General features: G+C 64.9%; 27 protein-coding genes, 1 other RNA gene and 1 riboswitch. Of the genes, 13 read left to right on the top strand and 15 right to left on the bottom strand.

What is annotated here, in order from left to right; genetic code table 11:
• Window positions 1-148 precede the first annotated feature (148 nt).
• On the bottom strand, window positions 149-1,822 hold the full coding sequence (ilvD, locus tag AB4Y32_RS04640; RefSeq protein ID WP_368720194.1) for a dihydroxy-acid dehydratase: 1,674 nt from the start codon (window positions 1,820-1,822) through the stop codon (window positions 149-151).
• 77 nt (window positions 1,823-1,899) lie between these two features.
• Between ilvD and AB4Y32_RS04635 the strand changes: the two genes are divergently transcribed.
• From AB4Y32_RS04635 to lgt, 3 genes are all read left to right on the top strand, one after another.
• Entirely contained in the window at window positions 1,900-2,097 is a 198-nt protein-coding gene (locus tag AB4Y32_RS04635) for a hypothetical protein (protein ID WP_368720193.1), read from the top strand.
• On the top strand, window positions 2,094-3,047 hold the full coding sequence (locus AB4Y32_RS04630) for a LysR family transcriptional regulator (protein WP_368720192.1): 954 nt from the start codon (window positions 2,094-2,096) through the stop codon (window positions 3,045-3,047). The genes AB4Y32_RS04635 and AB4Y32_RS04630 overlap by 4 nt, the downstream gene beginning before the upstream one ends.
• A gap of 112 nt (window positions 3,048-3,159) precedes the next feature.
• A complete protein-coding gene (gene lgt, locus AB4Y32_RS04625; RefSeq protein WP_368720191.1) occupies window positions 3,160-4,065 on the top strand; it encodes a prolipoprotein diacylglyceryl transferase in 906 nt (301 codons plus the stop codon).
• Between the two features lie 115 nt (window positions 4,066-4,180).
• Here lgt and AB4Y32_RS04620 read toward each other — a convergent pair whose 3' ends face one another.
• The 5 genes from AB4Y32_RS04620 to AB4Y32_RS04600 form a co-directional block, all read right to left on the bottom strand.
• Entirely contained in the window at window positions 4,181-4,915 is a 735-nt protein-coding gene (locus AB4Y32_RS04620) for an SIMPL domain-containing protein (protein WP_368720190.1), read from the bottom strand.
• Window positions 4,916-5,135: 220 nt separating this feature from the next.
• Window positions 5,136-5,606, bottom strand: coding sequence for an EVE domain-containing protein (locus AB4Y32_RS04615; RefSeq protein ID WP_368720189.1), 471 nt, complete (start codon window positions 5,604-5,606; stop codon window positions 5,136-5,138).
• Between the two features lie 103 nt (window positions 5,607-5,709).
• Window positions 5,710-5,891, bottom strand: a non-coding RNA gene (gene ssrS / locus AB4Y32_RS04610) — 6S RNA.
• Window positions 5,892-5,954: 63 nt separating this feature from the next.
• Complete coding sequence (locus AB4Y32_RS04605; protein WP_368720188.1) at window positions 5,955-6,269, bottom strand: cell division protein ZapA; 315 nt, start codon at window positions 6,267-6,269, stop codon at window positions 5,955-5,957.
• Window positions 6,266-6,631, bottom strand: a complete 366-nt coding sequence (locus AB4Y32_RS04600; protein ID WP_368720187.1) for an ATPase — start codon at window positions 6,629-6,631, stop codon at window positions 6,266-6,268. The genes AB4Y32_RS04605 and AB4Y32_RS04600 overlap by 4 nt, the downstream gene beginning before the upstream one ends.
• A 219-nt stretch (window positions 6,632-6,850) precedes the next feature.
• Window positions 6,851-7,116: riboswitch (cobalamin riboswitch) on the top strand.
• A 64-nt stretch (window positions 7,117-7,180) separates the two neighbouring features.
• On the opposite strand from AB4Y32_RS04600, the gene AB4Y32_RS04595 reads away from it, so the two are divergent.
• From AB4Y32_RS04595 to cobC, 6 genes are all read left to right on the top strand, one after another.
• Window positions 7,181-9,208: a TonB-dependent receptor domain-containing protein gene (locus AB4Y32_RS04595; RefSeq protein WP_368720186.1), complete on the top strand. Its 2,028-nt coding sequence runs from the start codon at window positions 7,181-7,183 to the stop codon at window positions 9,206-9,208.
• 6 nt (window positions 9,209-9,214) lie between these two features.
• Window positions 9,215-10,264, top strand: a complete 1,050-nt coding sequence (locus AB4Y32_RS04590) for a FecCD family ABC transporter permease (RefSeq protein WP_368720185.1) — start codon at window positions 9,215-9,217, stop codon at window positions 10,262-10,264.
• Entirely contained in the window at window positions 10,261-11,079 is an 819-nt protein-coding gene (locus AB4Y32_RS04585; protein WP_368720184.1) for an ABC transporter ATP-binding protein, read from the top strand. Before AB4Y32_RS04590 ends, AB4Y32_RS04585 begins: the two co-directional genes overlap by 4 nt.
• A gap of 49 nt (window positions 11,080-11,128) precedes the next feature.
• Window positions 11,129-12,199, top strand: coding sequence for a nicotinate-nucleotide--dimethylbenzimidazole phosphoribosyltransferase (gene cobT / locus AB4Y32_RS04580; protein ID WP_368720183.1), 1,071 nt, complete (start codon window positions 11,129-11,131; stop codon window positions 12,197-12,199).
• A gap of 91 nt (window positions 12,200-12,290) precedes the next feature.
• Window positions 12,291-13,040, top strand: coding sequence for an adenosylcobinamide-GDP ribazoletransferase (locus tag AB4Y32_RS04575; RefSeq protein WP_368720182.1), 750 nt, complete (start codon window positions 12,291-12,293; stop codon window positions 13,038-13,040).
• Window positions 13,025-13,615, top strand: coding sequence for an alpha-ribazole phosphatase (gene cobC / locus AB4Y32_RS04570; protein ID WP_368720181.1), 591 nt, complete (start codon window positions 13,025-13,027; stop codon window positions 13,613-13,615). The genes AB4Y32_RS04575 and cobC overlap by 16 nt, the downstream gene beginning before the upstream one ends.
• A 21-nt stretch (window positions 13,616-13,636) precedes the next feature.
• On the opposite strand, the gene AB4Y32_RS04565 is transcribed toward cobC, so the two are convergent.
• From AB4Y32_RS04565 to cobU, 4 genes are read right to left on the bottom strand one after another with little or no spacing between them, the layout of a single operon-like run.
• Window positions 13,637-14,563 carry a cobalamin-binding protein gene (locus AB4Y32_RS04565; protein WP_368720180.1) on the bottom strand — a complete coding sequence of 309 codons (927 nt, stop codon included), beginning with the start codon at window positions 14,561-14,563 and terminating at the stop codon, window positions 13,637-13,639.
• A gap of 19 nt (window positions 14,564-14,582) precedes the next feature.
• Window positions 14,583-15,584 carry a threonine-phosphate decarboxylase CobD gene (cobD, locus tag AB4Y32_RS04560; RefSeq protein ID WP_368720179.1) on the bottom strand — a complete coding sequence of 334 codons (1,002 nt, stop codon included), beginning with the start codon at window positions 15,582-15,584 and terminating at the stop codon, window positions 14,583-14,585.
• Between the two features lie 3 nt (window positions 15,585-15,587).
• Window positions 15,588-16,529 (bottom strand): adenosylcobinamide-phosphate synthase CbiB, encoded by a 942-nt coding sequence (cbiB, locus tag AB4Y32_RS04555; RefSeq protein ID WP_368720178.1) that lies wholly within the window; start codon window positions 16,527-16,529, stop codon window positions 15,588-15,590.
• The gene (gene cobU, locus AB4Y32_RS04550) at window positions 16,526-17,074 is read right to left on the bottom strand and encodes a bifunctional adenosylcobinamide kinase/adenosylcobinamide-phosphate guanylyltransferase (protein ID WP_368720177.1); all 549 of its coding nucleotides are present in this window, start codon (window positions 17,072-17,074) and stop codon (window positions 16,526-16,528) included. Before cobU ends, cbiB begins: the two co-directional genes overlap by 4 nt.
• A gap of 99 nt (window positions 17,075-17,173) precedes the next feature.
• Here cobU and AB4Y32_RS04545 point away from each other — a divergent pair, with 99 nt between their 5' ends.
• Together AB4Y32_RS04545 and AB4Y32_RS04540 are read left to right on the top strand one after the other, a co-directional pair.
• Window positions 17,174-18,724 (top strand): cobyric acid synthase, encoded by a 1,551-nt coding sequence (locus AB4Y32_RS04545; protein ID WP_439899730.1) that lies wholly within the window; start codon window positions 17,174-17,176, stop codon window positions 18,722-18,724.
• 122 nt (window positions 18,725-18,846) lie between these two features.
• A complete protein-coding gene (locus AB4Y32_RS04540) occupies window positions 18,847-19,281 on the top strand; it encodes a DoxX family protein (protein ID WP_152757923.1) in 435 nt (144 codons plus the stop codon).
• Between the two features lie 112 nt (window positions 19,282-19,393).
• On the opposite strand, the gene AB4Y32_RS04535 is transcribed toward AB4Y32_RS04540, so the two are convergent.
• Window positions 19,394-19,813, bottom strand: coding sequence for a PaaI family thioesterase (locus AB4Y32_RS04535; protein ID WP_368720175.1), 420 nt, complete (start codon window positions 19,811-19,813; stop codon window positions 19,394-19,396).
• A gap of 216 nt (window positions 19,814-20,029) precedes the next feature.
• Here AB4Y32_RS04535 and AB4Y32_RS04530 point away from each other — a divergent pair, with 216 nt between their 5' ends.
• A complete protein-coding gene (locus AB4Y32_RS04530; RefSeq protein WP_368720174.1) occupies window positions 20,030-20,689 on the top strand; it encodes a ParA family protein in 660 nt (219 codons plus the stop codon).
• Window positions 20,690-20,745: 56 nt separating this feature from the next.
• Here AB4Y32_RS04530 and panD read toward each other — a convergent pair whose 3' ends face one another.
• The 4 genes from panD to AB4Y32_RS04510 form a co-directional block, all read right to left on the bottom strand.
• Window positions 20,746-21,132, bottom strand: coding sequence for an aspartate 1-decarboxylase (panD, locus tag AB4Y32_RS04525; protein WP_368720173.1), 387 nt, complete (start codon window positions 21,130-21,132; stop codon window positions 20,746-20,748).
• Window positions 21,133-21,218: 86 nt separating this feature from the next.
• Entirely contained in the window at window positions 21,219-22,052 is an 834-nt protein-coding gene (gene panC / locus AB4Y32_RS04520) for a pantoate--beta-alanine ligase (protein WP_368720172.1), read from the bottom strand.
• Window positions 22,053-22,379: 327 nt separating this feature from the next.
• Window positions 22,380-23,252: a segregation and condensation protein A gene (locus AB4Y32_RS04515; RefSeq protein ID WP_090864586.1), complete on the bottom strand. Its 873-nt coding sequence runs from the start codon at window positions 23,250-23,252 to the stop codon at window positions 22,380-22,382.
• A complete protein-coding gene (locus tag AB4Y32_RS04510; RefSeq protein ID WP_368720171.1) occupies window positions 23,253-23,438 on the bottom strand; it encodes a DUF3460 family protein in 186 nt (61 codons plus the stop codon).
• Window positions 23,439-23,766: 328 nt separating this feature from the next.
• Here AB4Y32_RS04510 and AB4Y32_RS04505 point away from each other — a divergent pair, with 328 nt between their 5' ends.
• Window positions 23,767-25,617 (top strand): autotransporter assembly complex protein TamA, encoded by a 1,851-nt coding sequence (locus AB4Y32_RS04505; RefSeq protein ID WP_439899728.1) that lies wholly within the window; start codon window positions 23,767-23,769, stop codon window positions 25,615-25,617.
• Window positions 25,618-25,646: the final 29 nt, after the last annotated feature.

Raw genomic sequence — 25,646 nt, 5'->3', positions numbered from 1 at the left:
TATAAAAGCAAAGGGGCACACGGCGATCCGTGTGCCCCTTCGTTCATCGAAACATCGCGCTGAGTTCGTTCACGGCGATCCGGCGTCGCTGCGTTGCGTCAGCGAAGGCAGCGCTTGCGGCGTCAGTGACGCGATCGGCGCTGGCGCGTCAGCCCGTGACGGCGCCCTTGTTCGCCGGCTTCGCGAGCGCCGCGAACTTGGCCAGCACGCCACGCGTGTAGCGCGGCGCGGGCTGCTTCCATGCTGCGCGGCGGCGAGCGAGTTCCGCATCGTCGACGTTCAGTTGCAGCAGCAGCTTGTGCGCGTCGATCGTAATCGAGTCGCCTTCCTGCACGAGCGCAATCGTGCCGCCGACAAACGCTTCCGGCGCGACGTGACCCACGACCATGCCCCACGTGCCGCCCGAGAAGCGGCCATCGGTGACGAGGCCGACGGATTCACCCAGACCCTTGCCGATGATCGCGGAAGTCGGCGCGAGCATTTCTGGCATGCCCGGACCGCCTTGCGGGCCGAGATAGCGCAGCACGACGACGTCGCCGGCCTTGATCTTGTCGGCGAGGATCGCTTCCATCGCGCTCTGCTCGTCGTCGAACACGCGCGCCGGGCCCGTGATGACGGGGTTCTTCAGGCCGGTGATCTTCGCGACGGCGCCGTCTTCCGCGAGGTTGCCCTTCAGGATCGCGAGGTGGCCTTCGCTGTAGAGCGCCTTGTCGATCGGGTAGATCACGTTCTGGTCCGCGCGCGGCTTGGCCGGCACGTCCTTCAGTTCTTCGGCGATCGTCTTGCCTGTGATCGTCATGCAGTCGCCGTGCAGCAGGCCCGCGTCGAGCAGGAGCTTCAGCACTTGCGGGATGCCGCCTGCCTTGTGCAGATCGGTTGCGACGTACTTGCCCGACGGCTTCAGGTCGCAGATCACGGGCACTTTCTTGCGCATGCGTTCGAAGTCCTCGATCGTCCACTCGACTTCCGCGGCGTGCGCAATTGCGAGGTAGTGCAGCACGGCGTTGGTCGAGCCGCCCGTCGCCATGATCAGCGCGACGGCGTTTTCAATCGATTTCTTCGTGATGATGTCGCGCGGCTTGAGGTCCTTCTTGACGGCTTCGACGAGCACGCGCGCCGATTCGGCCGCCGAATCCACTTTCTCCTGATCCGGGTTCGCCATTGTCGACGAGTACAGCAGCGACATGCCGAGCGCCTCGAACGACGAGCTCATCGTGTTGGCCGTGTACATGCCGCCGCACGAGCCCGTGGTCGGGCAAGCGTTCTTTTCGACCCCTTCGAAATCGTCCTGCGACATGCGGCCCGCCGTGAATTCGCCGACGGCTTCGAACGACGACACGATGGTGAGGTCGGTGCCCTTCCAGTTGCCCGGCTTGATCGTCCCGCCATATACGTAGATGCCGGGGACGTTCATCCGGGCGAGGCCGATCATGCCGCCCGGCATGTTCTTGTCGCAGCCGCCGATCACGACCACGCCGTCCATCCACTGGCCCTGCACGCAGGTCTCGATACAGTCGGCGATCACTTCGCGTGACACGAGCGAGTACTTCATGCCTTCCGTGCCCATCGACATGCCGTCCGAAATGGTCGGCGTGCCAAAGGTCTGCGGGTTCGCGTCGGAGCGCCTGACGGCTTCGACGGCGGCATCCGTGAGGCGTTGCAGGCCGGCGTTGCACGGCGTGATCGTCGAGTGGCCGTTGGCGACGCCGATCATCGGCTTGTCGAAGTCGTCCTTCTGATAGCCGAGTGCGTAATACATCGAACGGTTCGGCGAACGCGCGACGCCTTGCGTGATGTTCTTCGAACGACGGTTGTACGGCATGGGGAGCTCCATCCAGTTGTTTTGATCCGTGCGCCCGTTGGCTTGCTCGCGGCCCCGCGGCAAATGGCAAATGGCAAATGGCAAATGGCAAATGGCAAATGGCAAATGGCAAATGGCAAATGGCAAATGGCAAATGGCAAATGGCAAATGGCAAATCGCCGGGCGGGCGCGGGTTCTTAAGTCTAGGTCGGGCGCGTCGCGCAAGAATGCAGTTTCTGAAAACGAATGTCCAATATATTATTCAGCGCCGATTAGGTCGTAAAATGTATCAATGAGCCTGCCCGCGATTCCCGATCTCCGCCAGTTGCGCTATTTCGTGACCGTCGCCGAAGAAAAGCACTTCGGGCGCGCGGCCGCGAGGCTGTCGATGACGCAGCCGCCGCTGTCGCAGGCCATCCGCGCGCTCGAGGATACGCTGGGCGTCGAGCTGTTCGCGCGCACGAAGCGCTCCGTCGAGCTGACGCAAGTTGGCGCGGACTTGCTGCGCGAGGTTAGGCGCTTGCTCGCGGCCGCGGAAGGGCTGCGGCCGCTCGCGCAGAGTCTCGCGCGCGGCGAGGCGGGCGTGCTGTCGCTGGCGTTCGTGTCGACGGCCGACTACGGGCTCTTGCCTCCGCTCTTGCGCGAGTTCGGCGCGCGGCATCCGCGCGTGCGGCTCGAACTGCTCGAAGCGACGAGCGATGTGCAGATCGACGAACTGGCGGCGGCGCGCATCGACGCGGGTCTCGTGATCGGGCCGCTGCCGCCGCGCTACGCGGCGCAGCTGTCGTGGCTGCCACTCGCGCGCGAGCCGCTCGTGATCGCGATGTCGACGGAGATGGCGGCGCGCATCGAGGGCGACGCACAGAGTGCCGCTGAATGGCGCGACCGGCCGCTGAGCCTCGCGCAAGCGGGCGACGCGCCGCTCGTCGTTTTCCCAAGGCGTCTTGCGCCAGGCTTTTATGACATCATTATGGATTGCTACGGCGCGGCCGGTCTCACGCCACGCATCGGCCAGGAAGCAATCCAGATGCAGACGATCGTAAGCCTCGTGTCGGCGGGGATGGGCGTCGCACTGGTGCCGCAATCGTTGCGTAACCTGCGGCGCACGGGCGTGGTGTATCGTCCGCTGCGCGAATCGGTGCCTGCCGTCGTCACGGGGCTCGTGTGGCGCACGGCTGAGGTGAGCCCCGTGCTGGCCGGTTTCATCGACATCGTGCGCGCGCATGCCGATGTACTCGCCGGCTAGCGGCCGGCACGTGCCGATGCGCTAGCGGCTGACATCGCGAACGCACTGCGAACCCTTTATCTCCACGCGCGTCCAATGCGCTTGAATAACGACGAACCCCTATAACGATACGATGCATATCCACCCGAATTTCGACCCCATCGCCATCCATCTGGGGCCGCTGGCTGTCCGCTGGTACGGCCTGATGTATCTGGTCGCCTTCGTCATGGCGATCGTCGTGGGCCGCCTGCGGCTGCGTCTGCCGCATGTCGCCGCGCAAGGCTGGACTCCGAAGGATATCGACGACATGCTGTTCTACGGCGTGCTCGGCACGATCCTCGGCGGACGTCTCGGCTATGTGCTGTTCTACAAGGCAAGCTGGTACTTCGCGCATCCCCTCGATATCTTCAAGGTCTGGGAAGGCGGCATGTCTTTTCACGGCGGCTTTCTCGGCGTGACGCTCGCGATGGTGCTGTTCGCGTGGCAACGCAAGCGCACGTGGCTGCAGGTGACGGACTTCGTCGCGCCGATGGTGCCGACGGGTCTCGCGGCGGGGCGTCTCGGCAACTTCATCAACGGCGAACTGTGGGGCCGCGTGACGTCGCCGGATGCACCGTGGGCGATGCTGTTCCCGGGCGCCGCGAACGAAGACGCGGGCTGGATCGCCGCGCATCCGGCACAGGCCGCGCAATGGCATCTCGCCGATGTGTTCGCGCAATATCACATGCTGCCGCGCCATCCGTCGCAGCTATATGAGATCGCGCTCGAAGGCGTCGTGCTGTTCCTCGTGCTGTGGTTCTTCACGCGCAAGCCACGTCCCGTGGGCGCGGCGTCGGCGGTGTTTCTGATCGGCTATGGTCTCGCGCGCTTCACGATCGAGTTCGCGCGCGAGCCAGACGACTTCCTCGGCTTGCTCGCGCTCGGTCTGTCGATGGGCCAATGGCTGTCGCTGCCGATGATCATCGTGGGCATCCTGATGCTGGTGTGGGCGTATCGGCGCAACGGCCGCGAGGCTGCGCAAACCGTCAACGCGAGCTGAGCGTCACGTCACGTCGCGGACGTTCTGGCTCTAGCGGATATGAAAAACGAAACGCCACGGCATGCCGTGGCGTTTTCCTTTGCTCGTACCAGTTGGCAACTGACGGTGGTGCGAGTTACTTCATCTGCACCGATCCCGACACGTTGACCGTTACCGTCGACGTGCCGCCTTCGACGGGCACGGGCGCGGCGGCCTTCGCGCTGTTGCCATCGGAGCGCATGCTCATCATCATCACAGGGCGCGGCGGCACGCCGCCGTGGCCGACGTTCACTTCGCGGATCGAATAGCCGCTGTAGCCGAACGCCTGCGCGGCGGCCGTGGCCTGCTGCCTGAACGACGCGATTGCCTGACCCGTCAGCTTTTGCTCGGCGGCGCGCTGCGATTCCGGCGACAGCGAGAACTGCACGTTGCCGACCTGCATGATCGACGACAGTTGCCCCGCGAGCTTCGACGCCGCCGCGAAGTCGTGCGATTCGAGCACGATCTCCGTGCGGCCGCGCCATGCGGAGATGCGCCCGTCGCGGTCCGTCGACGGATAGATCGAGAACGCCCCCGTGCGCGCCGTCACGCCCGCGACGCCCTTGGCTTTTTGCAGCGCCTGGTCGGCGTGCTGGTTCAGCGTGCCCGTCAACGACGACGGATCGCTCGCTTCCTGTTCGTAGAACAGCGTGATATCGACGACGTCCTGCGGCACTTCGGCGCTTGCCTGCGCGTTCAGCGACAGGACACCCGCGGGCTGATACTGCTGCACAACGGTTTGCGCGTTTGCGGCGGCGGGCGCGAGCGCAAGTGCAACAGGCGCCGCGCATGCGCCCGCGAGCGCCCACACGAGCGCGGATTTTTTCGTCATTGTTCGACTCCTTCGTTGAGCAGGTTGTGCGCGCATGCATCGACGACGCGGCTCACGTCGATCGGTCTTTCGACGCTCGCGCGTGGCATGGCGTTTGCGGGCGATTAGGCGTTTGAAAAGGCCAACTGGTTCCCCGAGTTCATTCGAGCGTCGCTTCGAATGCGAGTGTGCGACCGATGCCGCGCGAACGCAGACCCGTCGGCCTCATGTCCTTTGGGCCTTATGCGGCTTGCTTCGCGAGCTGCTTCGTGATGAACGCCCACTCGGCTTCGGTGACGGGCGTGATCGACAGACGGTTGCCCTTCGCGAGCACGCGCATGTCGGCGAGTTCGGGATGCTCGCGCAATTCGGCAAGCGGGATCAGCCTGATTTTCTTCTTGAACACGACGTCGACGAGCGTCCAGCGCGGCGTTTCCTGCGTCGATTTCGCGTCGTAGTAGTCGCTCTTCGGATCGAACTGGGTCGGATCGGGATAAGGCGTCGACGACACTTCGGCGATGCCCGCAATGCCGGGCTCCGGGCAGCTCGAGTGATAGAAGAGCACGCCGTCGCCGATCTTCATGATGTCGCGCATGAAATTGCGTGCCTGATAGTTGCGGACGCCCGTCCATGGCAGCGTGCGCTGAGGCGCGTTAGCGAGATCGTCGATGCTTGCTTCGTCCGGTTCGGACTTCATCAGCCAGTAGCGCATGAGTCGATTGAACGTGAAGAAGAGGGAAGGGTTTGCCGATCGGTTCTCGCACAGGCAAGCGCGCAAAGAAAAACGGCACCGGACAAAGTCCGATGCCGTTCATTGGGTCCCCGCCATAGCCGCTAGGCCGGCATCCTGAACCTGAGGTTCAGAATTGGTCGCAGTTAGCAGCACTTCGGGTACATCAGACTGAGTGACGCGCACGCCCGTGCTACAAATTTCCGCAACCGTGCACATAGCATTGGTTCAAGGAATATATGACCTTGGCGAACCAGGCAGGGAAGCTGAAAAACGTTTGCTCTACAACATGGGCCTGATTGCCGATCAATCAAGCCCATCACGATTCATTTACTGCACGTTGTACTGTTGAATAACCGTGCCCAACTGCTCGTTCATCTGGTGCATTGTACGCCGGATTTCCTCGGCGGGAAACGATTCTCCGTGACGTACGCTGGCTTGCAGCCTAAGCAGTTCCGATGCCAGCGACAGTGCCGCCATCACGGCGATACGGTCCTGGCCGCGCACGTTGCTGTTGGCACGGATCTTCGTCATCTCGGCGTCGACGCGCGCCACCGCTTCGAGCAGCGCCGTCTCCGTTTCCGGCGAGCAGGCGAGACGATAGGACTGGCCGAGAATCGACACTTCGATCTGCTTCGTGCTCATGCATTTTCTCCCTGGCGAGTCTCGTCGTTGTTCGCGTCGTGATTGGCCTGCGCCTGCTGTTCGGGCGCGAGGAGATCGAGTTGATTGTCGGGCTCGTTGTGACCGCGCGCGCGCGGCAGCTTCTCGAGGATCGCGTTCAGACGCACCTGGGCGTCGTCGATCTTCGCGGACAGCGCATCGCGCTCCGCCTGCAGTGCGTTGCGTTCTTCACGGGCCTGTTCGAGTTCTGCGCGGGTGGATTCGCATTCGGCACGCGCTTGCGCGAGCTTTTCTTCTAGCGCGATGCGCGCCTCGTTATAGCGCTGGCTGATCTCGATCAGCCGGCCGATGTTCTGTGACAGTGTTTCGAGTTCGGTGAGCATGTGCTGCGTCCTCTAAAGACATGGCATTCTAGCGCGGAATGTCGCACGCTCGGACATTTGTCTCGTTTCGAGACGTAACAGTAACGCGTTAAAGCTGCATTATCCAGGTGTCCATCCGCATTTAACGCATTTTTACCCCTTAAAAAGGGGCTTTTTTAACAGCCCCCTTTGGGCATTCGTACGACGTGCCGCGTTTCTTGACGCGTTTGCTCACCACTTCTACACTTGCGGCGCTCTGGTGCCCGCGCGCGGTATCGCGCCGCGCGCAGTTAAACGGGAAGCAGGGAGCGAAGTCCTCTCCGGGCGAGCCAACCTGCGCTGTCCTCGCAACGGTACAACGACCGCAGTTCGTGCAGGTCGACCCATGCACGCGTCGAACCCTCTGTGTGTTCGAACGCCGTGCGAGAAGCCACTGCGCGCTTGCGCGCGGGAAGGCGGGTCGGCAAGTCGTCAGCCCGGATACCGGCCAGAGGCAAGGGGCGCGTCGCCCCTTGGACAGGCATCGGCCCACGAGGAGCGGGCCGCGCATAGGCCCACAGGATTCTTTCGATGCTCACCCCGCTGTTCCCGCGCGTTGCGCGCGCGCCGTACGCCGCGCTTGCCGTCCTTGCATACGCACTTTCATATGCGCCGTCCGCCGCTTGCGCGCAGACTGAGGCACAGCCGCAAACGCAGCCCAAAACGCAGCCCCAAGCGCAGATTGCAGTTCATCACGCGGACCCCTCCGCCACGACGACGGATCGATCGGAAAGCGGCGCCGGAATGCCTTCCGCAAAGCCCTCTGCCGCGACCATCTCGACGGACGCAGGCCCCGATGCGCCGACGCTCTCGCCCATCGTGGTCACTGCGGAGCGCGGCGCCCAACGTCTCGCCGATGCCATTCCGCAGACCACGCTGTTCGACGCGCAGGACATCGCCGATACGACCGCGCGCGATCTGCCCGGGCTGCTTCAGCTCGCGCCCGGCGCGCAGATCGTGCGCAACGGCGGTCCCGGCTCGACGTCGAGTCTCTTTCTGCGCGGCGCGTCGGCGACGCAATCGCTCGTGCTGATCGACGGCGTGCGCGTCGATTCGGTGAGCCAGGGCAGCGCGCAGCTCGAACAGATCCCGCTCGACCAGATCGATCATGTCGAAGTGGTCAACGGCAATGTGTCGGCGTTGTATGGCTCGGGCGCGATCGGCGGCGTCGTGCAGGTGTTCACGAAGGACGGCGGCAATCATCCGCCGCGCTTTCACTTCGAGGTCGAGTACGGCAGCTATCACACACAGCGGCAGGCGGCGGGCGTGGACGGCGCGCTCGACAAGGACGGCAAGACCACCTTCAGCGTCACGCTTGCGCGCGCGAAGACGGATGGCTTCTCGTCGATCGATCCCGCGCTCGCGCCCGTCAATCCGAACGCAAACGGCTACTTCAACGAGAGCGTGAGCGCGTCGCTGCGTCACAGGTTCGACGAGCGATGGGACGTGGGCCTGCGCTATTTCCAGTCGAACGGCAACGACAGCTTCGACAATCCGTTCGGCCTGCCCACCGATCTGAACAATCTGCACAGCAAGGTGCAGACGGCGTCCGCGTTCGCGAACGGCAAACTCACCGATTGGTGGACGACGCACTTCATCGCCGCGACGGGCAACGATCGCAGCAACACGGCCCTCAACGGCGACTATCTGTACCGCTACGATTCGGACAACCGTCAGTACACGTGGCAGAACGATTTTACGTTTGCGCGCGATCACAACCTGCGGATCGGCTATGAGCATCTGGACCAGACGCTCGACTCGAACCAGTACACGGCGCCCGATCGCCACGTGAACTCGGTGTTCGCGGGCTACTCGGGGCGCCTGGGCAACAACCAGATTCAGGCGAATGTGCGGCGCGACCAGTACTCGGATTTCGGCGGGGCCAACAGTTACTATCTGGGCTATGGCTACGACTTCGACGAGCACTGGAAGGCGACTGCAAGCTGGTCCGATGCGTTTCGCGCGCCGAGCTTCAACGACTTGTACTACCCGTTCAGCGGCAATCCGCTGATCCAGCCGGAGCGCAGTCATTCCATAGAGGCGGCCTTGCAGTACGCGTCGGATGCGCTGGGCCTGATGAAGCTCACCGCGTTCGAGACGCGCTATACGAACCTGATCGACTACGTGCAGACGACGCCCGGCATCTACGTTGCAGAGAATGTCGGCCATGCGAAGGTGCAGGGCATCGAAGGATCGTGGGCGGGACATGTCGGCAGGACGGATGTGCGCGCGGCCGTGACGTTCCAGAATCCCGTCGACGAAGACACGCATACCGATCTGAACCGGCGCGCGCGTCACTTCGCTTCGTTTGCCGCGAACCGCAATATCGGCAGCTGGCGCGTGGGCGGAGAATGGATTCTGAGTGGCGAGCGCGTCGATGGCGGCACGCCGCTCGCCGGTTATGGCATCGTGAATCTGTCCGCGCGCTATCGCATCACGAAGGCATGGTATGTCGCTGCGCAGATACAGAATCTCTTCGACAAGGACTATGAACTCGCCTACACGTACAACACGCCGCGGCGCGGCGCGTACATCACGCTTGGCTGGCAGCAGCAGTAACGCGCGATGAACGGCGCCGTGCAACCTCAGCCCCTTCATGTCGCGCGAAGCATGAGCGCGAAGCGCGCGCTCGCGATCTGGGCCGCGCTCGGCGTTGCTGCGATCGTCGTGTTCGTCGCGTCGCTCGCATTGGGCAGCGTGAGCGTCGCGCCGCCGCGTGTGTTCGCAGCGTTGCTGCCGTCGCATGACGCAGCGGGCGATCTCGCTGTCGAGATCGTTCGCACGCTGCGCCTGCCGCGCGCGCTCGCGGGCTTCGGATGCGGCGCGCTGCTCGCGCTCGCGGGCGCGTTGCTACAGGTGCTGTTGCGCAATCCGCTCGCCGAGCCGTATGTGCTCGGTGTGTCGGGCGGCGCGGCGAGCTTCGCGCTGGTCGCGATGATTGCGGGCTGCGCATGGTGGATCGTCGATGTATCTGCGTTCGCGGGCGCGTTCGCATCGATCCTGCTCGTGCTCGGCCTCGCGCGCGGCGCATTGTGGCGCGGCGAACCGCAGGACGCGTCGCCGCGTCTTCTGCTGACGGGCGCCGTGATCGCAGCGGGGTGGGGCGCCATCATCACGTTGCTGCTGACCGTTGCGCCCGACAATCGTTTGCGCGGCATGCTGTTCTGGCTAACCGGCGACCTGAACGGCGGCGGCATGCCATGGCTCGCGCTTGCCGCGTTGTGTGTCGCGTTGATCGCAATCGTGCCCGCCGCGCCGCAACTCAATGTGCTGCTGCGTGGCGACGCAGCGGCGCAGGCGCTCGGCGTGCCCGTGATGCGCGCGCGGCTGCGCGTGTATCTCGTCGCATCGCTGGCGGCCGCGGCGGCCGTGACGACGGGCGGCACGATCGGCTTCGTCGGGCTCGTCGTGCCGCATATGCTGCGTCTCGCATTCGGCAACGATCAGCGGATGCTGTTGCCCGCGGCCGCGCTCGGCGGCGGCGTCGCAGTGATGGGCGCCGACCTGATCGCGCGCATCGTGATCGCGCCCGCGCAGTTGCCCGTCGGCGTGATCACGGCATTGACGGGCGTGCCCGTCTTTCTGTGGATGCTGCTGCGTCGGAGGCGCGCATGAACGCACGCGCCGCGATCGAATTCACGTTGCACGCCGACCGGCTGACGTTGCGCGCAGGCTCGCGCACGCTGCTCGACGATTTCACGCATACGTTCCATCCCGGCGAGGTCTGGTGCATCGCCGGGCCGAACGGCGCGGGTAAGACCACCTTGATCTCGACGCTCGCCGGCCTGCTGCATCCGGCGAAAGGTCATGTCGAATTCGACGGCATGCGCGTGAACGAATGGCCGCTTGCGCGGCTCGCGCAGCGTCGCGCGGTGATGCCGCAAGCGTCGCACGATGCCTTCAGCGCGAGCGTGCTCGATATCGTGCTGCTGAACCGCTTTCCGCATCTGGCCGGCTGGGGCTGGGAGCGCGACGAAGATCACGCGGCTGCACATGCGGCGCTCGATACGCTCGGACTCGCCGATTTTGCTTCGCGCGATGTGCTGTCGCTGTCGGGCGGCGAGCGCCAGCGCGTCGCGCTCGCGGCCGTTCTGTGCCAGGACACGCCGTTGCTGCTGCTCGACGAGCCGCTCGCGCATCTGGATCTGCATCATCAGATCGATTGCCTCGAAGCGTTGAACGCATGGACGCGCGGCGCCGGACGTACAGTGATGTTCTCGTGCCACGATCTGAATCTCGCGCGGCGTTTCGCAACGCATGCGCTGCTGCTCGACGGCAATGGCGTCGCGCATGCGGGACCCGTACGCGACGTGCTGACACCATCGCTCGCGAGCCGCGCATTCGGCTATCCGCTCGTGCTGATCCGCGACGGCGACGATGAAGCGCTGATTCCGGCAACGCGTCCATCGGCTCGCACCGACCCTGCATGAACCGCGCTTATGCAGACACCTTATGCAGACACCTAACGCAGATACGAACATGACCACTTCGCCCTCACTGCACGCTTTGTCAGCCTTGCCCGTTGTCGAGCCGCTCGAACAGACGCTGCGCGCCGGACTGCAACGCATCATCGATCTAAAGACCAAGCCGCCCGGTAGCCTCGGCCAACTCGAAGCGCTCGCGTTGCAGATGGGCATGATCCAGCGCACGACCCAGCCTGCGATCGTGCGTCCCGCGATGATCGTGTTCGCCGGCGACCACGGCATCGCGAACGCGGGCGTGAGTCCTTATCCGCAAGCCGTGACGGCGCAGATGGTGCTGAACTTTCTGGCGGGCGGCGCGGCGATCAACGCGTTCAGCCGCGTCGCAGGCCTCGAGTTGGAAGTGGTGAACGCGGGCGTCGCGTACGACTTCGAGCCGCATGAAAGACTCGTCGACATACCCATTGGCAAGGGCACACGCAACTTCGCGCAAGAACGGGCGATGACGCGCGACGAAGCGCTCGCCGCGATGCGCGCGGGCGCGGAGCGCGTGCGTCATCACGCGGCGCTCGGCACCAACGTGATCGGCTTCGGCGAAATGGGCATCGCGAACACATCGTCGGCTGCATGTTTGATGAGCCGGTTGTGCGGCATCGCCATCGACGAGTGCGTCGGGCGCGGCACAGGCCTCGACGACGCCGGCCTCGCGAGGAAGCGCAACGTGCTGGCGGCGGCGCTCGCGTATCACCCGGCGCCCGATGATCCGCTCGATGTGCTCGCGACGTTCGGCGGCTTCGAGATCGCGATGATGGCGGGCGCGTATCTCGCGGCGGCGCAAGCGCGCATGACGATCGTCGTCGACGGTTTCATCGCGTCGTCGGCGCTGCTGGTCGCCGAGGCATTCGCGCCCGCCGTGCGCGACTACTGCGTGTTCGCGCATGCGTCGAACGAGGCGGGGCACCGTCGCATGCTCGGTCACTTCGGCGCCGCGCCGCTGCTTGCGCTCGATTTGCGTCTCGGCGAAGGCACGGGCGCGGCGCTGGCGATGCCGCTGCTGCGCGCGGCCGTCGCGTTCATCAACGAGATGGCGAGCTTCGAATCGGCGGGCGTTGCGCAACGCGACGCGTGATGCCACGCGCGCGCATGAACAGGGGCGTCTGAATGAACCGTGAAGGGTGAAGGGTGAACTGTGAACAGCGAACCGCGAGCGACGACCAGCGATGAATGAATTGCGCTATTTCTTCACGGCGCTCGGCTACTTCACCCGCGTGCCCGTGCCGCGCTGGGTCGGCTATGAGCCGCATTATCTGAACGCAGCGGCGCGCTACTTTCCGCTCGTCGGCGCATTGGTCGGCGCGGCGGGCGCGGTCGTGTACATGGCTGCACTGCGCATCTTTCCGGCGGGCGTGGCCGTGCTGCTTTCGATGGCGACGACGCTGCTCGTCACAGGCGCATTCCACGAAGATGGACTGGCCGATTGCGTCGATGCGTTCGGCGGCGCTTATACGCGTGAAGATACGCTGCGCATCATGCACGACTCGCGCATCGGCGCGTTCGGCGCGATTGCGCTGATGATCGCGCTCGCGCTGAAGTGGCAAGCGCTCGCGTCATTGCCGCCGCTGCGCGCAGCGTGGCTGATGATCGCGGCGCATGCGGCGAGCCGCGCATGCGCGATCAGCTATCTCGTCACGCTCGATTACGTGCGTGCGGAAGGCAAGGCCAAGCCCGTTGCGCAGCGCATGTCCCGCAATGCGTTTGGCTGCGCTATCGTACTGGGTATGCCGTGGCTCTTCTGGCCGCAATGGCGGGCCGGTTGCATCACGCTGCTCGTGCTGGTCGTGTTGCGTATTGCATTGGGCCGCTATTTCGTCCGGCGCATCGGCGGATATACAGGTGACTGCCTGGGCTTCGCCCAGCAGGTGTTCGAACTGGCCATCTATCTGATAGGGCTCGCATGGATATCGTTCTGATCCGTCACCCGGCTGTCGACGTCGAAGAAGGCATCTGCTATGGCCAGAGCGACGTGGCGCTCGCCGATGCGCCGGACGCATCGGCGGCCGCGCTGGCCGTGCGTCTCGCGACGTTGCAGGTGCCCGCGCCGCGCGTGCTGCTGTCGAGTCCGCTTACGCGCTGCGCATCGGTGGCGGCTGCGCTCGCCGCGAACTTCGGCTGTGCATATAGCTGCGACGACAGCCTGAAGGAAATGGACTTCGGCACGTGGGAGCTACAGCGCTGGAACGATATCGATCGCGCGTTGATCGACGCATGGGCAAACGACTTCGAAGGCGCGCGTGCGCACGGCGGCGAAAGCGTCGATCAGTTCGTAAGCCGCGTGCGCACATGGTTCGACGCGCTCCAGCAGACGCGCGAACTATCGCCTGCCTATGTCGTCACGCATGCGGGCGTGATGCGCGTGATCGCGGCGACGGTGCTCGGCTTGCCCGTCGAGCGCTGCCTGAAATGGTCGCTCGACATGTCGGGCTGCGTCTGGTTGCGCCGCGACGACGTCACGCACGACTGGTCGATGGTGCGCTGGAACGCCTGACGTTCTGCGCCAGGTTCCGCTTCAACGATTCGGCCGGCGCGAGCGTGCGATATCGAGGTCCTTGCACAGTTGCGCCGCGCCTTGCGCGAGACGCGGGGCTGGGCGGTTGATCAGATCGCCGTCGATTGCAAAGAGGTTGTTGCGCGCGACGGCCGTCATGCCCGGCCATGCCTTCCATCTGTCGAGCGAAGGCAGCGGCCGATCGGGTTTCGTCGCGCCCGGCGCGGCCGTGAGGATGACTTCCGGATTCGCGGCCAGCACGGCTTCCGTCGAGACCGTCGGCACCAGCGGTTCCAGCTTCGCGAATACATTGCGGCCGCCGCATAGCGCGATCACGTCGCTGATCATGTGCTCGCCGTTGAGCGTCATCAGCGGCTCATCCCATACCTGATAGAACACGCTGACACCAGGTTGCGTCGAGTAGCGTGCGCGCAGGCCGGCAATGTCGTCGCGCCAGGCTCGCGCTGCCGCATCGGCGGCTTGCGATGTGCCGAGCAACTGGCCGAGCTTCGTCAGCGTGACGGCGATATCGTCGAGATGATGCGGCTCGCTGAAATAGAGCGGGATATGCAGCTCGCGCAAGCGATCGATCTGACGCTGCGCATTGCCATGCCGCCACACGACGATCAGATCGGGCTTCAATGCAACGATGCGTTCGAGGTCGAGCGACTTGTTGTCGCCGACGCGCGGCAGCTGTTTTGCTTCGGGCGGGTAGTCGCTATAGCTCACCGCGCCGACGAGCTTCGCGCCGCCGCCCGCTGCGTAGATCATTTCAGTCACATGCGGCGCGAGGCTGATCACGCGTTGCGCGGGTTGCGCGAGTGTGACGGGCGTGCTGGTGTCGTCGGTGACGGTGATCGGTGCGCTTGCGTTCGCGTGTGCATATAGCAGCATTGAAGCGAGCGCGAATGCGGCGCTCAGGGCGCGAAATCGGCGGACTGGTTGCATCGTTTTGATGGAATCGTTTTTATACCGCTGCCATGCTCGTCCGAAGGCTCTCTTCGAAGCGCAGCCATTGCGCTTGCGTTGCGGGCAATCCAAAGCGCACGCTCGCGGGATCAGGAAAGAACCGTGTCCATACGCCTTGTTGCGCGAGCGCGCGATGCAACCGTTCTGAGCGCGGGTCGGCGATCCATGCGAAGAGCGGCGTCGCGTGCACGTCGAACCCGTGTGCGTCGAGAAGCGCAACGAGACGCGCGCTGTCTTGCGCGAGCCGTTCACGCATCGCGTGCTGCCACGCCGTATCGGCGAACGCGGCGCTCACGGCATGACGCGCTGGACCGCTGACGGTCCACGCGCCCAATGCTTCGTCGAGCGATCCGAGCAAACGAGGGCAGCCGAGCACGAAACCCGCGCGCACGCCGGCAAGACCGAAGAACTTGCCCGGAGAGCGAAGCACGACAAGTCCTTCGCGATCGGTGCAAGCAGCAAGCGATTGTGCAGGCATCGAATCGGCAAACGCTTCATCGACGATCAGCGTGCCGCCGCGCTTGCGTAACGCTTCATGCCAATGCAACAAGAGTGAAGCGCTCAGCTGTTCGGCTGTCGGATTGTTCGGATTCGCGACGACGGCATGCGTGATGTCATCGGGCAACGCCGAACGCGCGACGTCGAGCGTCGTTACTTGATGCCCCGCGCGCGCGAATGCGGGTGCGTATTCGCCGTACGTCAAAGGCGCGATGCCGACAGTGCTGCGCTTGAGCACGAGCGGCAGCATGCGGATCGCCGCCTGGCTTCCCGCGACGGGCAGTACATGCGTTGCGTCGGGCGCGCCGTAGTAGCGCGCCGCGCGTTCCGCGAAGCCGTCGCCGCTGTCGGGCAGACGCCGCCATGCATCGGCGGGAACGGGCGGCACCGGGTAGCCATGCGGATTGATGCCCGTCGACAGATCGAGCCAGGCGTCATAGGGGATCGCGTAACGGCGTGCCGCTTCGTGCAGGTTGCCGCCGTGCTGAACGGATTGCGTCATCGTCTAGCCCTGAAACGGCACGCTCAGCAGCGCGAGCGCGACGAATACCGCGAGCCACAGAATGACGGTCCGCTCGACCAGCATCAGCGCGGCCTCGACGTGCCGCGCGCTCGCCGTGTGGCCCGCGCCGAGCAAGGGACGCTGTTCTATCACGCCGTGATACACGGCCGCGCCGCCCAGCAGCACGTTGAGGCTGCCAGCGCCGGAGGCCATCACGGGCCCCGCGTTCGGACTGTCCCAGCGCGGCGCCTGTTCGCGCCAGCATTGCAGCGCGGTGCGCGTGTCGCCGAGCAACGCGTAACTGAATGCGGTGAGGCGCGCGGGCAGCCAGTTCAGCACATCGTCGAAACGCGCGGCCGCCCAGCCGAAGCGCAGATAGCGCGGCGTCCTATAGCCCCACATCGCATCGAGCGTGTTCGCGAGACGAAACGCGAGCGCGCCCGGTCCGCCGAAAATCGCGAACCAGAAAAGCGCGCCGAAGATCGCATCGTTGCCGTTTTCCAGCGCCGATTCAACGGCTGCGCGCGACAGTGCGCCTTCGTCCGCGTGCGACGTTTCGCGCGAGACGATGCGCGACGTCAGCACGCGCGCCTGCGCGAGATCGCGGCTCGCGAGCGCGCGGCCGATGGGCGCGATGTGATCGTGCAGGCTGCGTGCACCGAGCGCGAAGTAAAGCAGCGCGACGTGCAGCGCGCACGCCAACACGAACGGCAGCGCCAGCACGAGCCACGTCGCGACGAGAACGGGCGGCACGACGGCCAGCAGCCACGCGAGAATGCCGAGCAGCCGGCCGCGCCGTCCCGTGTTGAGCGCGGCTTCGAGTCTTGCCGCGAGCTTGCCGAAGCCGACGAGCGGATGCGCGCGGCCCGGTTCGCCGAACCATCGGTCGATGGCCACGGATGCCGTCGCCAGTGTCGCGACGAGAGGCAATGACAGCAGCATCATGAGCCGTCCGCCGTTTTCAGATGCAAAGGGAGGCCCGCGACCATCATCGTGACCTGCGTGCCGATCGCGGCAATGCGCTGATTGAGCCGTCCCAGTTCGTCGACGTAAAGACGCGTCGCCTCGCCGAGCGGCACCACGCCAAGCCCGATCTCGTTGCTGACGACGATGATCTTCGCGCTTGCCTGCGCGAGCGTTTCTTCGAGCATCGCGAAGCGCGCAAGGTAATCGGCGACGGGCGGCGAACCATCGGCGGGGCACAGCAGATTCGCGAGCCACAGCGTCAGACAGTCGACCAGCACGCACTGCCCCGGCTGATCGATGGACGCGAGTGCTTGCGGCAAGTCGAGCGGCGCTTCGAGCAGCGCCCAATGCGCAGGCCGCCGCTCGCGATGGCGCGCGACGCGCTCGGCGAACTCGTCGTCGCCGATCCGCGCGGTCGCGACATAGGTGACGGGCAGCGCGCTCGCGGTCGCGAGCCGTTCGGCGTGCAGGCTCTTGCCCGAGCGCGCGCCGCCGAGGACGAAGGTGAGGTCGCGGGAAATCATCGCGTGATTGTACCGACAGTGTCCGCATGTGCCGTGACGAAAGCGCGCGCTCGCAAGTGCGATGGGATAATGCGGACTTCCCCTCCTCCGACTGCGCGCATGGCCACCGTGTCCGCTTTTTCTTCCGCGTCGCCTGACTCGCCCGACGTGCCCGTCGATGTGCCCTTGAACGTGCCCCGCGGCACGCTGATGATTCAGGGCACGACATCCGACGCGGGCAAGAGCACGCTCGTCGCCGGCCTGTGCCGTCTCGCGCGGCGCGCGGGCGCGCGGGTCGCGCCGTTCAAGCCGCAGAACATGGCGCTCAATAGCGCGGTGACCGTCGACGGCGGCGAGATCGGCCGCGCGCAGGCGTTGCAGGCCGTGGCCGCGGGCATCGACGCGCACACCGATCTGAACCCCGTGCTGCTCAAGCCGACGAGCGACCGCGGCGCGCAGGTGATCATCCACGGCAAGGCGCGCATGAATCTCGATGCGCGCGCGTATCACGACTACAAGCCCGTCGCGTTCGACGCGGTGCTCGAATCGTATGCGCGGCTGAAGGCGTCGTACGACACGATCTTCGTCGAAGGCGCGGGTAGTCCCGCTGAAATCAATCTGCGCGAGCGCGACATCGCGAACATGGGCTTCGCGGAAGCCGTCGATTGCCCCGTCGTGCTCGTCGCCGACATCGATCGCGGCGGCGTGTTCGCGCATCTGACGGGCACGCTCGCCTGTCTCTCTGAAAGCGAGCAGGCGCGCGTGCGCGGCTTCGTCATTAACCGCTTTCGCGGCGACGTCGGCCTGCTGAAGCCGGGGCTCGAATGGCTAGAAGCGAAGACGGGCAAGCCCGTGCTCGGCGTCGTGCCGTATCTGCACGGTCTCACGCTCGATGCCGAGGACATGCTGCCGCGCGAGCTGCGCGCCACGCACGCAGGCGACGCCGCGCGGACCTTGCGCGTCGTCGTGCCCGCGCTGCCGCACATCAGCAATCACACGGATTTCGATGCGCTGCGCGCGCATCCGCAAGTCGACTTTCACTACGTGCGCGCGGGCAGCGCGCCGCCGCCCGCCGATCTGATCATCCTGCCGGGCTCGAAGAACGTGCAGGGCGACCTGGCGTTTCTGCGCGCGCAGGGCTGGGACGACGTGTTGCAGCGTCATCTGCGCTATGGCGGGCGCGTGATCGGCGTTTGCGGCGGTATGCAGATGCTCGGGCGCGCAGTCGCGGACCCGCATGGCGTCGAAGGGCCGTCCGCGACGGTCGCCGGACTCGGCTGGCTCGACTTTTCAACGACGCTCACGCGCGACAAGACGCTCAAGAACGTGACGGGGCGCCTCGCTTTCGATGCCGCCGACATCGCCGGCTACGAAATCCACATGGGCGAGACGCAAGGCCCCGCGCTCGACGCGCCCGCGCTGCTGCTCGACGACGCGGACGGCCGCTCCCGTCCCGACGGCGCCCGCTCCGCCGACGGCCAGATTCTCGCGACTTACGTGCACGGTCTCTTCGACACGCCCGCCGCGTGTGCGTCGCTGCTCGCGTGGGCAGGGCTCGCGGACGCCGAGCCCGTCGACTATCCGGCGCTGCGCGAGGCGTCGCTGGAGCGGCTCGCCGACACGCTCGCCGAATACCTCGACCTGAAGCGCCTGTGGGCGGCTGTTGGTTGATTCGTTCTCGATGCGAATTAATCTAAGCCGGGAAGACGGTTTTTCAGATGCATCGGTTCGAATAAAGTCCGTTCCATCGACAGCGCAGTCCGCGCCGTCAAACCCTCATCGAAGGAACCGACATGAACCTGACCGCGAGCAACAAGGCCGATCTCGCCGCCACGATCCTGCGCGTCGCGCTGGGCGTGCTGTATCTGGCGCACAGCCTGCAGAAAATCTTCGTTTTCACGCTGCCGGGCGCGGCGCAATTCTTCGTGTCGATTGGCTTTCCGGGCTGGCTCGCCTACGTGACGACATTTGTCGAACTGTTTGGCGGAATCGCGTTGCTGCTCGGCGTGCAGGTTCGCTGGGTTGCGCTCGTGCTGCTGCCGTTCATGCTCGGCGCGCTGTCCGTCCATCTGCCGAACGGCTGGGGCTTCGCGTCGCCGCACGGCGGCTGGGAGTATCCGGCGTTCTGGGCTGTCACGCTCGTCGTGCAGTCGCTGCTCGGCAATGGCCTTTTTGCTGTCGGCGGCGCGAAGGCGGAGTCGCTGGGGCAGGCGCGCAAGCCCGCTTGATTCGGCGGGAGGGCTGGCGCGCTGCCGGCTTCCCAACGAAAAAAACGGCACGAGGGCGTGAGCCTCGTGCCGTTTTTGTCGTTTGTGGCTTGCGGTGGTTAGTACAGCACCGTCAGTACAGCACCATCTGCGTGCACCGGAACAGAGCCATCGTCTTGCCGCTCGGATCAGTCACCATCGCATCCCAAACCTGGGTGCTGCGCCCCAGATGCACGCCTTTCGCGACTGCGCGGATCGTCCCTTCCGTTGACGTCCCGAGGAAATTGCTCTTCAGTTCGATCGTCGTGAAATTGCGCGCATTGTCGGGCAGATGCGCGAGGCACGCGTAGCCGCACGCGGTATCGGCGAGACCGATCACGGTCGCCGCGTGCAGGAAGCCGTTCGGCGCGAGAAGCTCGCTGCGCACGGTCAGCTCGGCCGTCAACGTGCTTTCGGCGAGGTCGATCACGCGCACGCCCAGCAAGCCTGGCAATGAACCCTTCTGGCGTTCGTGAAGCCGCTCGATCGTGTAATCGCTGCGCAGTTTGCTCATAATCCTGGTACTCTCGAAAAAAAGGGAGGGAAGCGTCCCTCGGGCGCGTAGGGACTTCGACGCGACAGGTTTTGCCGATATTATCAACGGCTGGAATGATCGGCCCACGCCGTGCCAAACGCCCATGCGCTATCAACGGGCCGCGGAGCGCGCGGGCGGGCCGGAAATCGAGCGGCAAACCGGCTGGCAGCGCCAGCCATCTTCCCGGGAGAATTCATGACGGTGATCGTGGTGGCGAATCCAAAGGGCGGTGTGGGCAAGAGCACACTGTCGACCAATCTGGCTGGCTATTTCGCGGCTGAGGGCCAATGGGTCGCGCTCGCCGATCTCGACCGGCAGCAGTCCGCGCACGCGTGGCTCGATCTGCGCCCGGAAGCGCTGCCGGCCATCGAAACGTGGCACGTCGATCCGGACGCGCCTGCCAAGCCGCCCAAGGGTCTCGAGCAGGCCGTCGTCGACACGCCCGCCGGGCTGCACGGCAACCGACTGAATGTGGCGCTGTCGCTCGCGGACAAGGTGATCGTGCCGCTGCAGCCGTCCATCTTCGATATTCTCGCGACGAAGGAATTTCTCGAACGGCTCGCGAAGGAAAAGGCGGTGCGCAAAGGCGCGATCGAGATCGGCGTGGTCGGCATGCGCGTGGATGCGCGCACAAAATCGGCGGACCAGCTGCATCGCTTTGTCGAGGGACTGGAACTGCCCGTGCTCGGCTACCTGCGCGACACGCAGAACTACGTGCAACTGGCGGCGCACGGCCTGACGCTGTGGGACGTCGCGAAAAGCCGCGTCGAGAAAGACCTGGAGCAGTGGGAGTCGATCACCGCGTGGCTCAACGGGAAAGGCTCGGGCGGGAAGGGGAGCGGGAAGAAAGGCTGAAGGCGGCTCTTCGTTCTGAGAGCCGCTTCAGCCTTTGTTGCAAGCAACCGTGGGGATCAGGTCCAGCTTTGCGTCGGCACGTGATCGCGGCTGCCCTTGATCACATTGTTTTCGTCGACGAACACGAGATTCGGCTTCCAGCCGGTCTTCAGCTCTTCTTCGTCGACGTTCGCGAACGCCGCGATGATCACGAGATCGCCCAGCTGCGCGCGCCGTGCCGCCGAGCCGTTCAGCGAAATCATGCCGCTGCCGCGCTCGCCCTTGATCGCATACGTCGAAAAGCGCTCGCCGTTGTTGATATTCCATATGTCGATGCGCTCGTTCTCGACGATGTTCGCCGCTTCCAGCAGGTTTTCGTCGATCGCGCACGAGCCTTCGTAGTGCAGCTCGCAGTGCGTGACCACCGCGCGGTGAATCTTCGACTTCAGCATGTTGCGTTGCATGGCTAATCCTTTGGCGTTGCTACTGCTTTGGCAGCGTTGGTCCGCGTTGGACCTGGTCCGGGCGCGAATCGGCGCCACGATAGAGTTCAGATCTCGAGGTTGTCGATCAGGCGCGTCACGCCGAGCTTCGCGGCAGCGAGCACGACGAGCGGCGCCTCCAGTTCGTGCGCGGCAGGCGCGATCAGGTTCGAACGCTTGCGGATCGCGATGTAGTCCGGCTTCCACCCGCGCGAGGCGAGCGACGTCATCGCTTCCTGCTCCAGCTTCGCGAAATCGCGGCTGCCCGACAGCACGGCTTCGCGCACGCGGCCGAGCGTGACCGCGAGCATCGGCGCTTCGGCGCGTTCGGCTTCGCTCAGATAGCGGTTGCGCGAGCTGAGCGCGAGGCCGTCGGTGTCTCGCACCGTTTCGGCAGCGATGATGTCGGTGGGCAGCGCGAACTGCTCGGTCATCGCGCGCACGATCATCAGTTGCTGATAGTCCTTCTTGCCGAACACGGCGACGCGCGGCTGCACGCACGACATCAGCTTCATCACGACCGTGCAGACGCCCGTGAAGAAGCCGGGCCGGAACTCGCCTTCGAGGATATCGCCCAAGTCGTGCGGCGGATGAACGCGGTATTCCTGCGGCTGCGGATACATGTCCCGTTCCGTCGGCGCGAACAGCACGTAGACGTTTTCCTTTTGCAGCTTTTCGATGTCCGCTTCGAGCGTGCGCGGGTACTTGTCGAAGTCTTCGTTCGGGCCGAACTGCAGACGGTTCACGAAGATGCTCGCCACGACCGGGTCGCCGTGCTGCCGCGCGAGGCGCATCAGCGACAGATGGCCTTCGTGCAGGTTGCCCATCGTCGGCACAAAGGCGGTGCGGTTCTGGCCGCGCAACTGGTCGCGCAATTCCTGGATCGAGCTGATGACTTTCATGGTCGGGCGGTGTTGTGAGCCATTCGGGCCGCTAACGGACGGCTGGATGGCTCGCGGTTGTCTCGTTTGCGCGAAATGTCGCGCGCTTTCGTAATATCCACGCAGAGCCGGCCGGGCCTGCTTTGAAGCCTTCAAAGCGCGGGATTGTAGTGGATTTGCTGTTGTGCTGCACCGATCGAGACGGGGGGTAAACGCCCGGTTTGGGGGCCGGAGCCGCTGCCGGGTGCGCGTCGGGTGGAGCGCCCGGAAGGCCCTGCTGCGAATTCGCGGACGGCTACGACGGGAGTATGGCGCAACGATCGTTCCCCCGCCGACACAACCAGTCTGTCAGGCCGGCAGGTAAGCCAGCCGAACGTAAATCGGCGCGAACGGCTCGGCCTGCGTGATCTCGATCAGCGATTCACGCGACAACTCGAGCATCGCGATAAAGTTCACGACGACGACGGGTACGCCGCGCGTCGTGTCGAACAACTCCGAAAACTCCATGAAGCGCGCGTTCTGCAGCTTGCGCAGGATCACGCTCATGTGCTCGCGCACGGACAATTCCTCGCGCGAAATCTTGTGATGCTGGACGAGCTTCGCCCGCTTGATCACGTCGGCCCACGCGGCGCGCAGGTCGTCCGTGTTCACGTCCGGGAAGCGCGGCGTGATGCTCTGCTCGATGTACACCTCGGCGCGCAGGAAGTCGCGCCCGAGTTGCGGCAACTGATCGAGGCGCTGCGCCGCGAGCTTCATCTGCTCGTATTCGAGCAGGCGGCGCACCAGTTCGGCGCGCGGATCTTCGGCTTCCTCGCCCGTGTCCGCCTTCTTCACAGGCAGCAGCATGCGCGACTTGATCTCGATCAGCATTGCCGCCATCAGCAGATATTCGGACGCGAGTTCGAGATTGGTCTTGCGCAGCTGTTCGACATAGCCGAGATATTGGGCCGTCACTTCGGCCATCGGAATATCCAGCACGTTGAAATTCTGCTTGCGGATCAGGTACAGCAACAGATCCAGCGGGCCTTCGAAGGTCTCGAGAAAGACTTCGAGCGCATCCGGCGGGATGTACAGGTCCTGCGGCAGCTTGAAGAGCGGCTCGCCATACAGGCGAGCGAAAGCAATGCCGTCGACGGTGTCGGGCGTCGAGTCGGTAGCGGGCGTGGCGAGCGCTGCGTCGGATTTTTCCGTTGCGGCGCGGGCCTCGTCGGCGGTGGTCACTTAGAAGTTCTGGTAGTAGACGTACGGCGTTTGCTTCACGCGCGCAGCCTGATTGGACGCGCGTTCGTCGAGGTCGATCGGCTGCTTGTCCCACAGGAGCGCGCGGCCGCGACGCTGCTCTTCTTCCAGAGAGGGCTTTTGTTGCTTCAGTTGATTCAGGAACTGCGTGATATCCGATTGATACATGGCTCGACGTCCGTGAATGAAGGTGACGGCGCCCGAAAGATGGCCTGGGAGGCGGGGCCGCCGGTGCAGGACAGGATTTTACCGCAAGCCCGGGCAGGCCAAGCGAAAAGTCAGCGGAACCGCGTGCGGCCGGTGGCGTCCAAGGCGGGCACCCATGACATGCGCCGTGCATGCGCCAGGGTGCGTTGGCACGGGCTGGCGCGACGCGTTCGATAAATTGCCGCGAGCGCCGATGTGGTCAAATAGCGGGGGTTTCCCTTGTGCCTTGCTTGACTGGCCGGGTGTCGGCATTCTTCAACAAATCGTCAAAATGAGCCGGAGGTCGTGTTTGGCGGGGTGGGCCATCGAGCGGTCATGCAAACGCCGCAACGAAATCCTGGTGCAAGACCGTCCCGCGATGCACCGCGCATCGTATGCGGCGGTGCTGCTGCGCGCGTGCCTGTCGTGCGGGCTCTGCGTGCTGTTGCTGATGACGGCTTCGCATGCCCATGCCGCGCGCGCCAAGCCGTCGTTCAAGGTCGACGTCGAGGCGGAGCCGCGCTCGCTGCGCAAGCTGCTCGAAGAGCATCTCGACATTTCCCGCTTCGCGAAACGCGACGACATCTCCGCCGAACAGTTCGATTTCCTCGTGACCGCGACGCCGCAGCAGGCGCGCGATCTCGCGTCGACGCAAGGCTATTTCACGCCCGTCGTGCGAACCGACGTGCGCACGGTGGACGACAAGAAAGAAGTGCGCGTTTCCGTCGATCCCGGCCCGCGCACGACGATCTCGTCGATTTCGCTATCGTTTCGCGGCCCGGTGCTGACGGAAGATCCCTCGCAGGAAAACGCGACGCGCTTCGCGTTCTCGCTGCACGAAGGCGACCCGTTCACGCAGTCGGACTGGGACGACGCGAAGGAGGCGGCGCTGAAGGCGCTTCAGGCGCGCCGCTATCTGGGCGCGAAGATCGCGCGTTCCGAGGCGCGCGTCGACCCGCGCACCCACGAAGCGAAACTGTCCGTCACCTTCGACAGCGGCCCGACGTTCACGATGGGCAAGCTCGACGTGTCGGGACCGCGACGCTATCCGGAGCGTATCGTCGAGAACGTCAATCCGATTTCGCCGGGCGAAGTCTACGACGTGCAGCGCGTGACGGAACTGCAGCGCCAGTTGCAGAACACCCCGTACTACGCGAGCGTCGCGATCGACGTCGGCAACGATACGGAAAAGCCGCTCGAAACGCCCGTGCATGTGAAGGTCAGCGAGTATCCGTACAACAGCGTGCGCGGCGCCGTCGGCTATTCGACGGATACGGGCGCGCACATTCAGGGTGCGTATTCGTATCTCGACACGTTCGGCGCGGCGTGGCCGTTTTCCGTCGCTGGCCGGCTCGACCAGATCCAGCAATACGGCGAGTTGAAGCTTTCAATGCCGCCGGGACGCCGTGGCTGGACCAATAGCGCGCTCGCGTCGTACACCAGCACGGACGTGTCCGATACGCGCATCTACAGCATGCGCGCGGGCGTGCAGCGCACGCGCACGTCGCAGTACATCGACTACGCGTATTCGATCCTGTACTACCAGGACCGGCTGGACCAGAACACCCAGGCGCCGACGACGAGCCGCGCGCTCGTGCCCGCCTGGTCGTGGACGCGCCGCAATACCGACGATCCGCTGTTCCCGCGCTCGGGCAACCTGCTGCACGTCGAGGCGGGCTTTGCGGTGAAGGGTTTCCTGACCGACCAGACCTTCATTCGCGGCTACGCGCGCGGCCAGCAGTACGTGCCCGTCGGCGCGCGCGACCTGATCGTGTTCCGCGCGGAGCTGGGCGGCGTGTTCACGAGCGGTCCATCGAGCGGCGTGCCGGCGTCGCTGCTGTTTCGCGCGGGCGGCTCGAATTCGGTGCGCGGCTACGGATATCAGAGTATCGGTAACAACGTCGGCGGCTCGATTCTGCCGACCAAGTACCTGATGACGGGCTCGTCCGAGTATCAGCACTGGTTCAACCGCGACTGGGGCGCGGCCGTCTTCTTCGACATCGGCACGGCCACCGACACCTGGGGCGAAAAGGTCTTCTATCCGGGCGTCGGCGTGGGCGCGCGCTGGCGCAGCCCCGTCGGCCCGGTGAACGTCGACCTCGCCTATGGCATTCGCAACAAGAGCGTGCGGCCTTATCTGACGCTCGGCATCGCTTTCTGATTTCCCACTGAACCCACGCCGAACCCGAT

Source organism: Paraburkholderia phymatum (genome assembly GCF_040965635.1).
In the GTDB taxonomy this organism is placed as follows: domain Bacteria; phylum Pseudomonadota; class Gammaproteobacteria; order Burkholderiales; family Burkholderiaceae; genus Paraburkholderia; species Paraburkholderia phymatum_B.
The sequence above is the reverse complement of the archived record's forward strand: the minus strand, read 5'-3'. Positions and strand labels throughout refer to the sequence as shown.

What these genes read in the sequence shown, in the direction of transcription:
- AB4Y32_RS04620 (WP_368720190.1), bottom strand. Translation starts at nt 4,915, where the DNA reads ATGACGAAAAAATCCGCGCTCGTGTGGGCGCTCGCGGGCGCATGCGCG.
- AB4Y32_RS04540 (WP_152757923.1), top strand. Translation starts at nt 18,847, where the DNA reads ATGAACCTGACCGCGAGCAACAAGGCCGATCTCGCCGCCACGATCCTG.
- panD (WP_368720173.1), bottom strand. Translation starts at nt 21,132, where the DNA reads ATGCAACGCAACATGCTGAAGTCGAAGATTCACCGCGCGGTGGTCACG.
- AB4Y32_RS04590 (WP_368720185.1), top strand. Translation starts at nt 9,215, where the DNA reads ATGAACGGCGCCGTGCAACCTCAGCCCCTTCATGTCGCGCGAAGCATG.
- cobU (WP_368720177.1), bottom strand. Translation starts at nt 17,074, where the DNA reads ATGATTTCCCGCGACCTCACCTTCGTCCTCGGCGGCGCGCGCTCGGGC.
- AB4Y32_RS04510 (WP_368720171.1), bottom strand. Translation starts at nt 23,438, where the DNA reads ATGTATCAATCGGATATCACGCAGTTCCTGAATCAACTGAAGCAACAA.
- AB4Y32_RS04615 (WP_368720189.1), bottom strand. Translation starts at nt 5,606, where the DNA reads ATGCGCTACTGGCTGATGAAGTCCGAACCGGACGAAGCAAGCATCGAC.
- AB4Y32_RS04530 (WP_368720174.1), top strand. Translation starts at nt 20,030, where the DNA reads ATGACGGTGATCGTGGTGGCGAATCCAAAGGGCGGTGTGGGCAAGAGC.
- AB4Y32_RS04565 (WP_368720180.1), bottom strand. Translation starts at nt 14,563, where the DNA reads ATGCAACCAGTCCGCCGATTTCGCGCCCTGAGCGCCGCATTCGCGCTC.
- ilvD (WP_368720194.1), bottom strand. Translation starts at nt 1,822, where the DNA reads ATGCCGTACAACCGTCGTTCGAAGAACATCACGCAAGGCGTCGCGCGT.
- cbiB (WP_368720178.1), bottom strand. Translation starts at nt 16,529, where the DNA reads ATGATGCTGCTGTCATTGCCTCTCGTCGCGACACTGGCGACGGCATCC.
- AB4Y32_RS04575 (WP_368720182.1), top strand. Translation starts at nt 12,291, where the DNA reads ATGAATGAATTGCGCTATTTCTTCACGGCGCTCGGCTACTTCACCCGC.
- cobT (WP_368720183.1), top strand. Translation starts at nt 11,129, where the DNA reads ATGACCACTTCGCCCTCACTGCACGCTTTGTCAGCCTTGCCCGTTGTC.
- AB4Y32_RS04595 (WP_368720186.1), top strand. Translation starts at nt 7,181, where the DNA reads ATGCTCACCCCGCTGTTCCCGCGCGTTGCGCGCGCGCCGTACGCCGCG.
- lgt (WP_368720191.1), top strand. Translation starts at nt 3,160, where the DNA reads ATGCATATCCACCCGAATTTCGACCCCATCGCCATCCATCTGGGGCCG.
- cobD (WP_368720179.1), bottom strand. Translation starts at nt 15,584, where the DNA reads ATGACGCAATCCGTTCAGCACGGCGGCAACCTGCACGAAGCGGCACGC.
- panC (WP_368720172.1), bottom strand. Translation starts at nt 22,052, where the DNA reads ATGAAAGTCATCAGCTCGATCCAGGAATTGCGCGACCAGTTGCGCGGC.
- AB4Y32_RS04635 (WP_368720193.1), top strand. Translation starts at nt 1,900, where the DNA reads ATGGCAAATGGCAAATGGCAAATGGCAAATGGCAAATGGCAAATGGCA.
- AB4Y32_RS04630 (WP_368720192.1), top strand. Translation starts at nt 2,094, where the DNA reads ATGAGCCTGCCCGCGATTCCCGATCTCCGCCAGTTGCGCTATTTCGTG.
- AB4Y32_RS04585 (WP_368720184.1), top strand. Translation starts at nt 10,261, where the DNA reads ATGAACGCACGCGCCGCGATCGAATTCACGTTGCACGCCGACCGGCTG.
- AB4Y32_RS04605 (WP_368720188.1), bottom strand. Translation starts at nt 6,269, where the DNA reads ATGAGCACGAAGCAGATCGAAGTGTCGATTCTCGGCCAGTCCTATCGT.
- AB4Y32_RS04600 (WP_368720187.1), bottom strand. Translation starts at nt 6,631, where the DNA reads ATGCTCACCGAACTCGAAACACTGTCACAGAACATCGGCCGGCTGATC.
- AB4Y32_RS04535 (WP_368720175.1), bottom strand. Translation starts at nt 19,813, where the DNA reads ATGAGCAAACTGCGCAGCGATTACACGATCGAGCGGCTTCACGAACGC.
- cobC (WP_368720181.1), top strand. Translation starts at nt 13,025, where the DNA reads ATGGATATCGTTCTGATCCGTCACCCGGCTGTCGACGTCGAAGAAGGC.
- AB4Y32_RS04545 (WP_439899730.1), top strand. Translation starts at nt 17,174, where the DNA reads ATGGCCACCGTGTCCGCTTTTTCTTCCGCGTCGCCTGACTCGCCCGAC.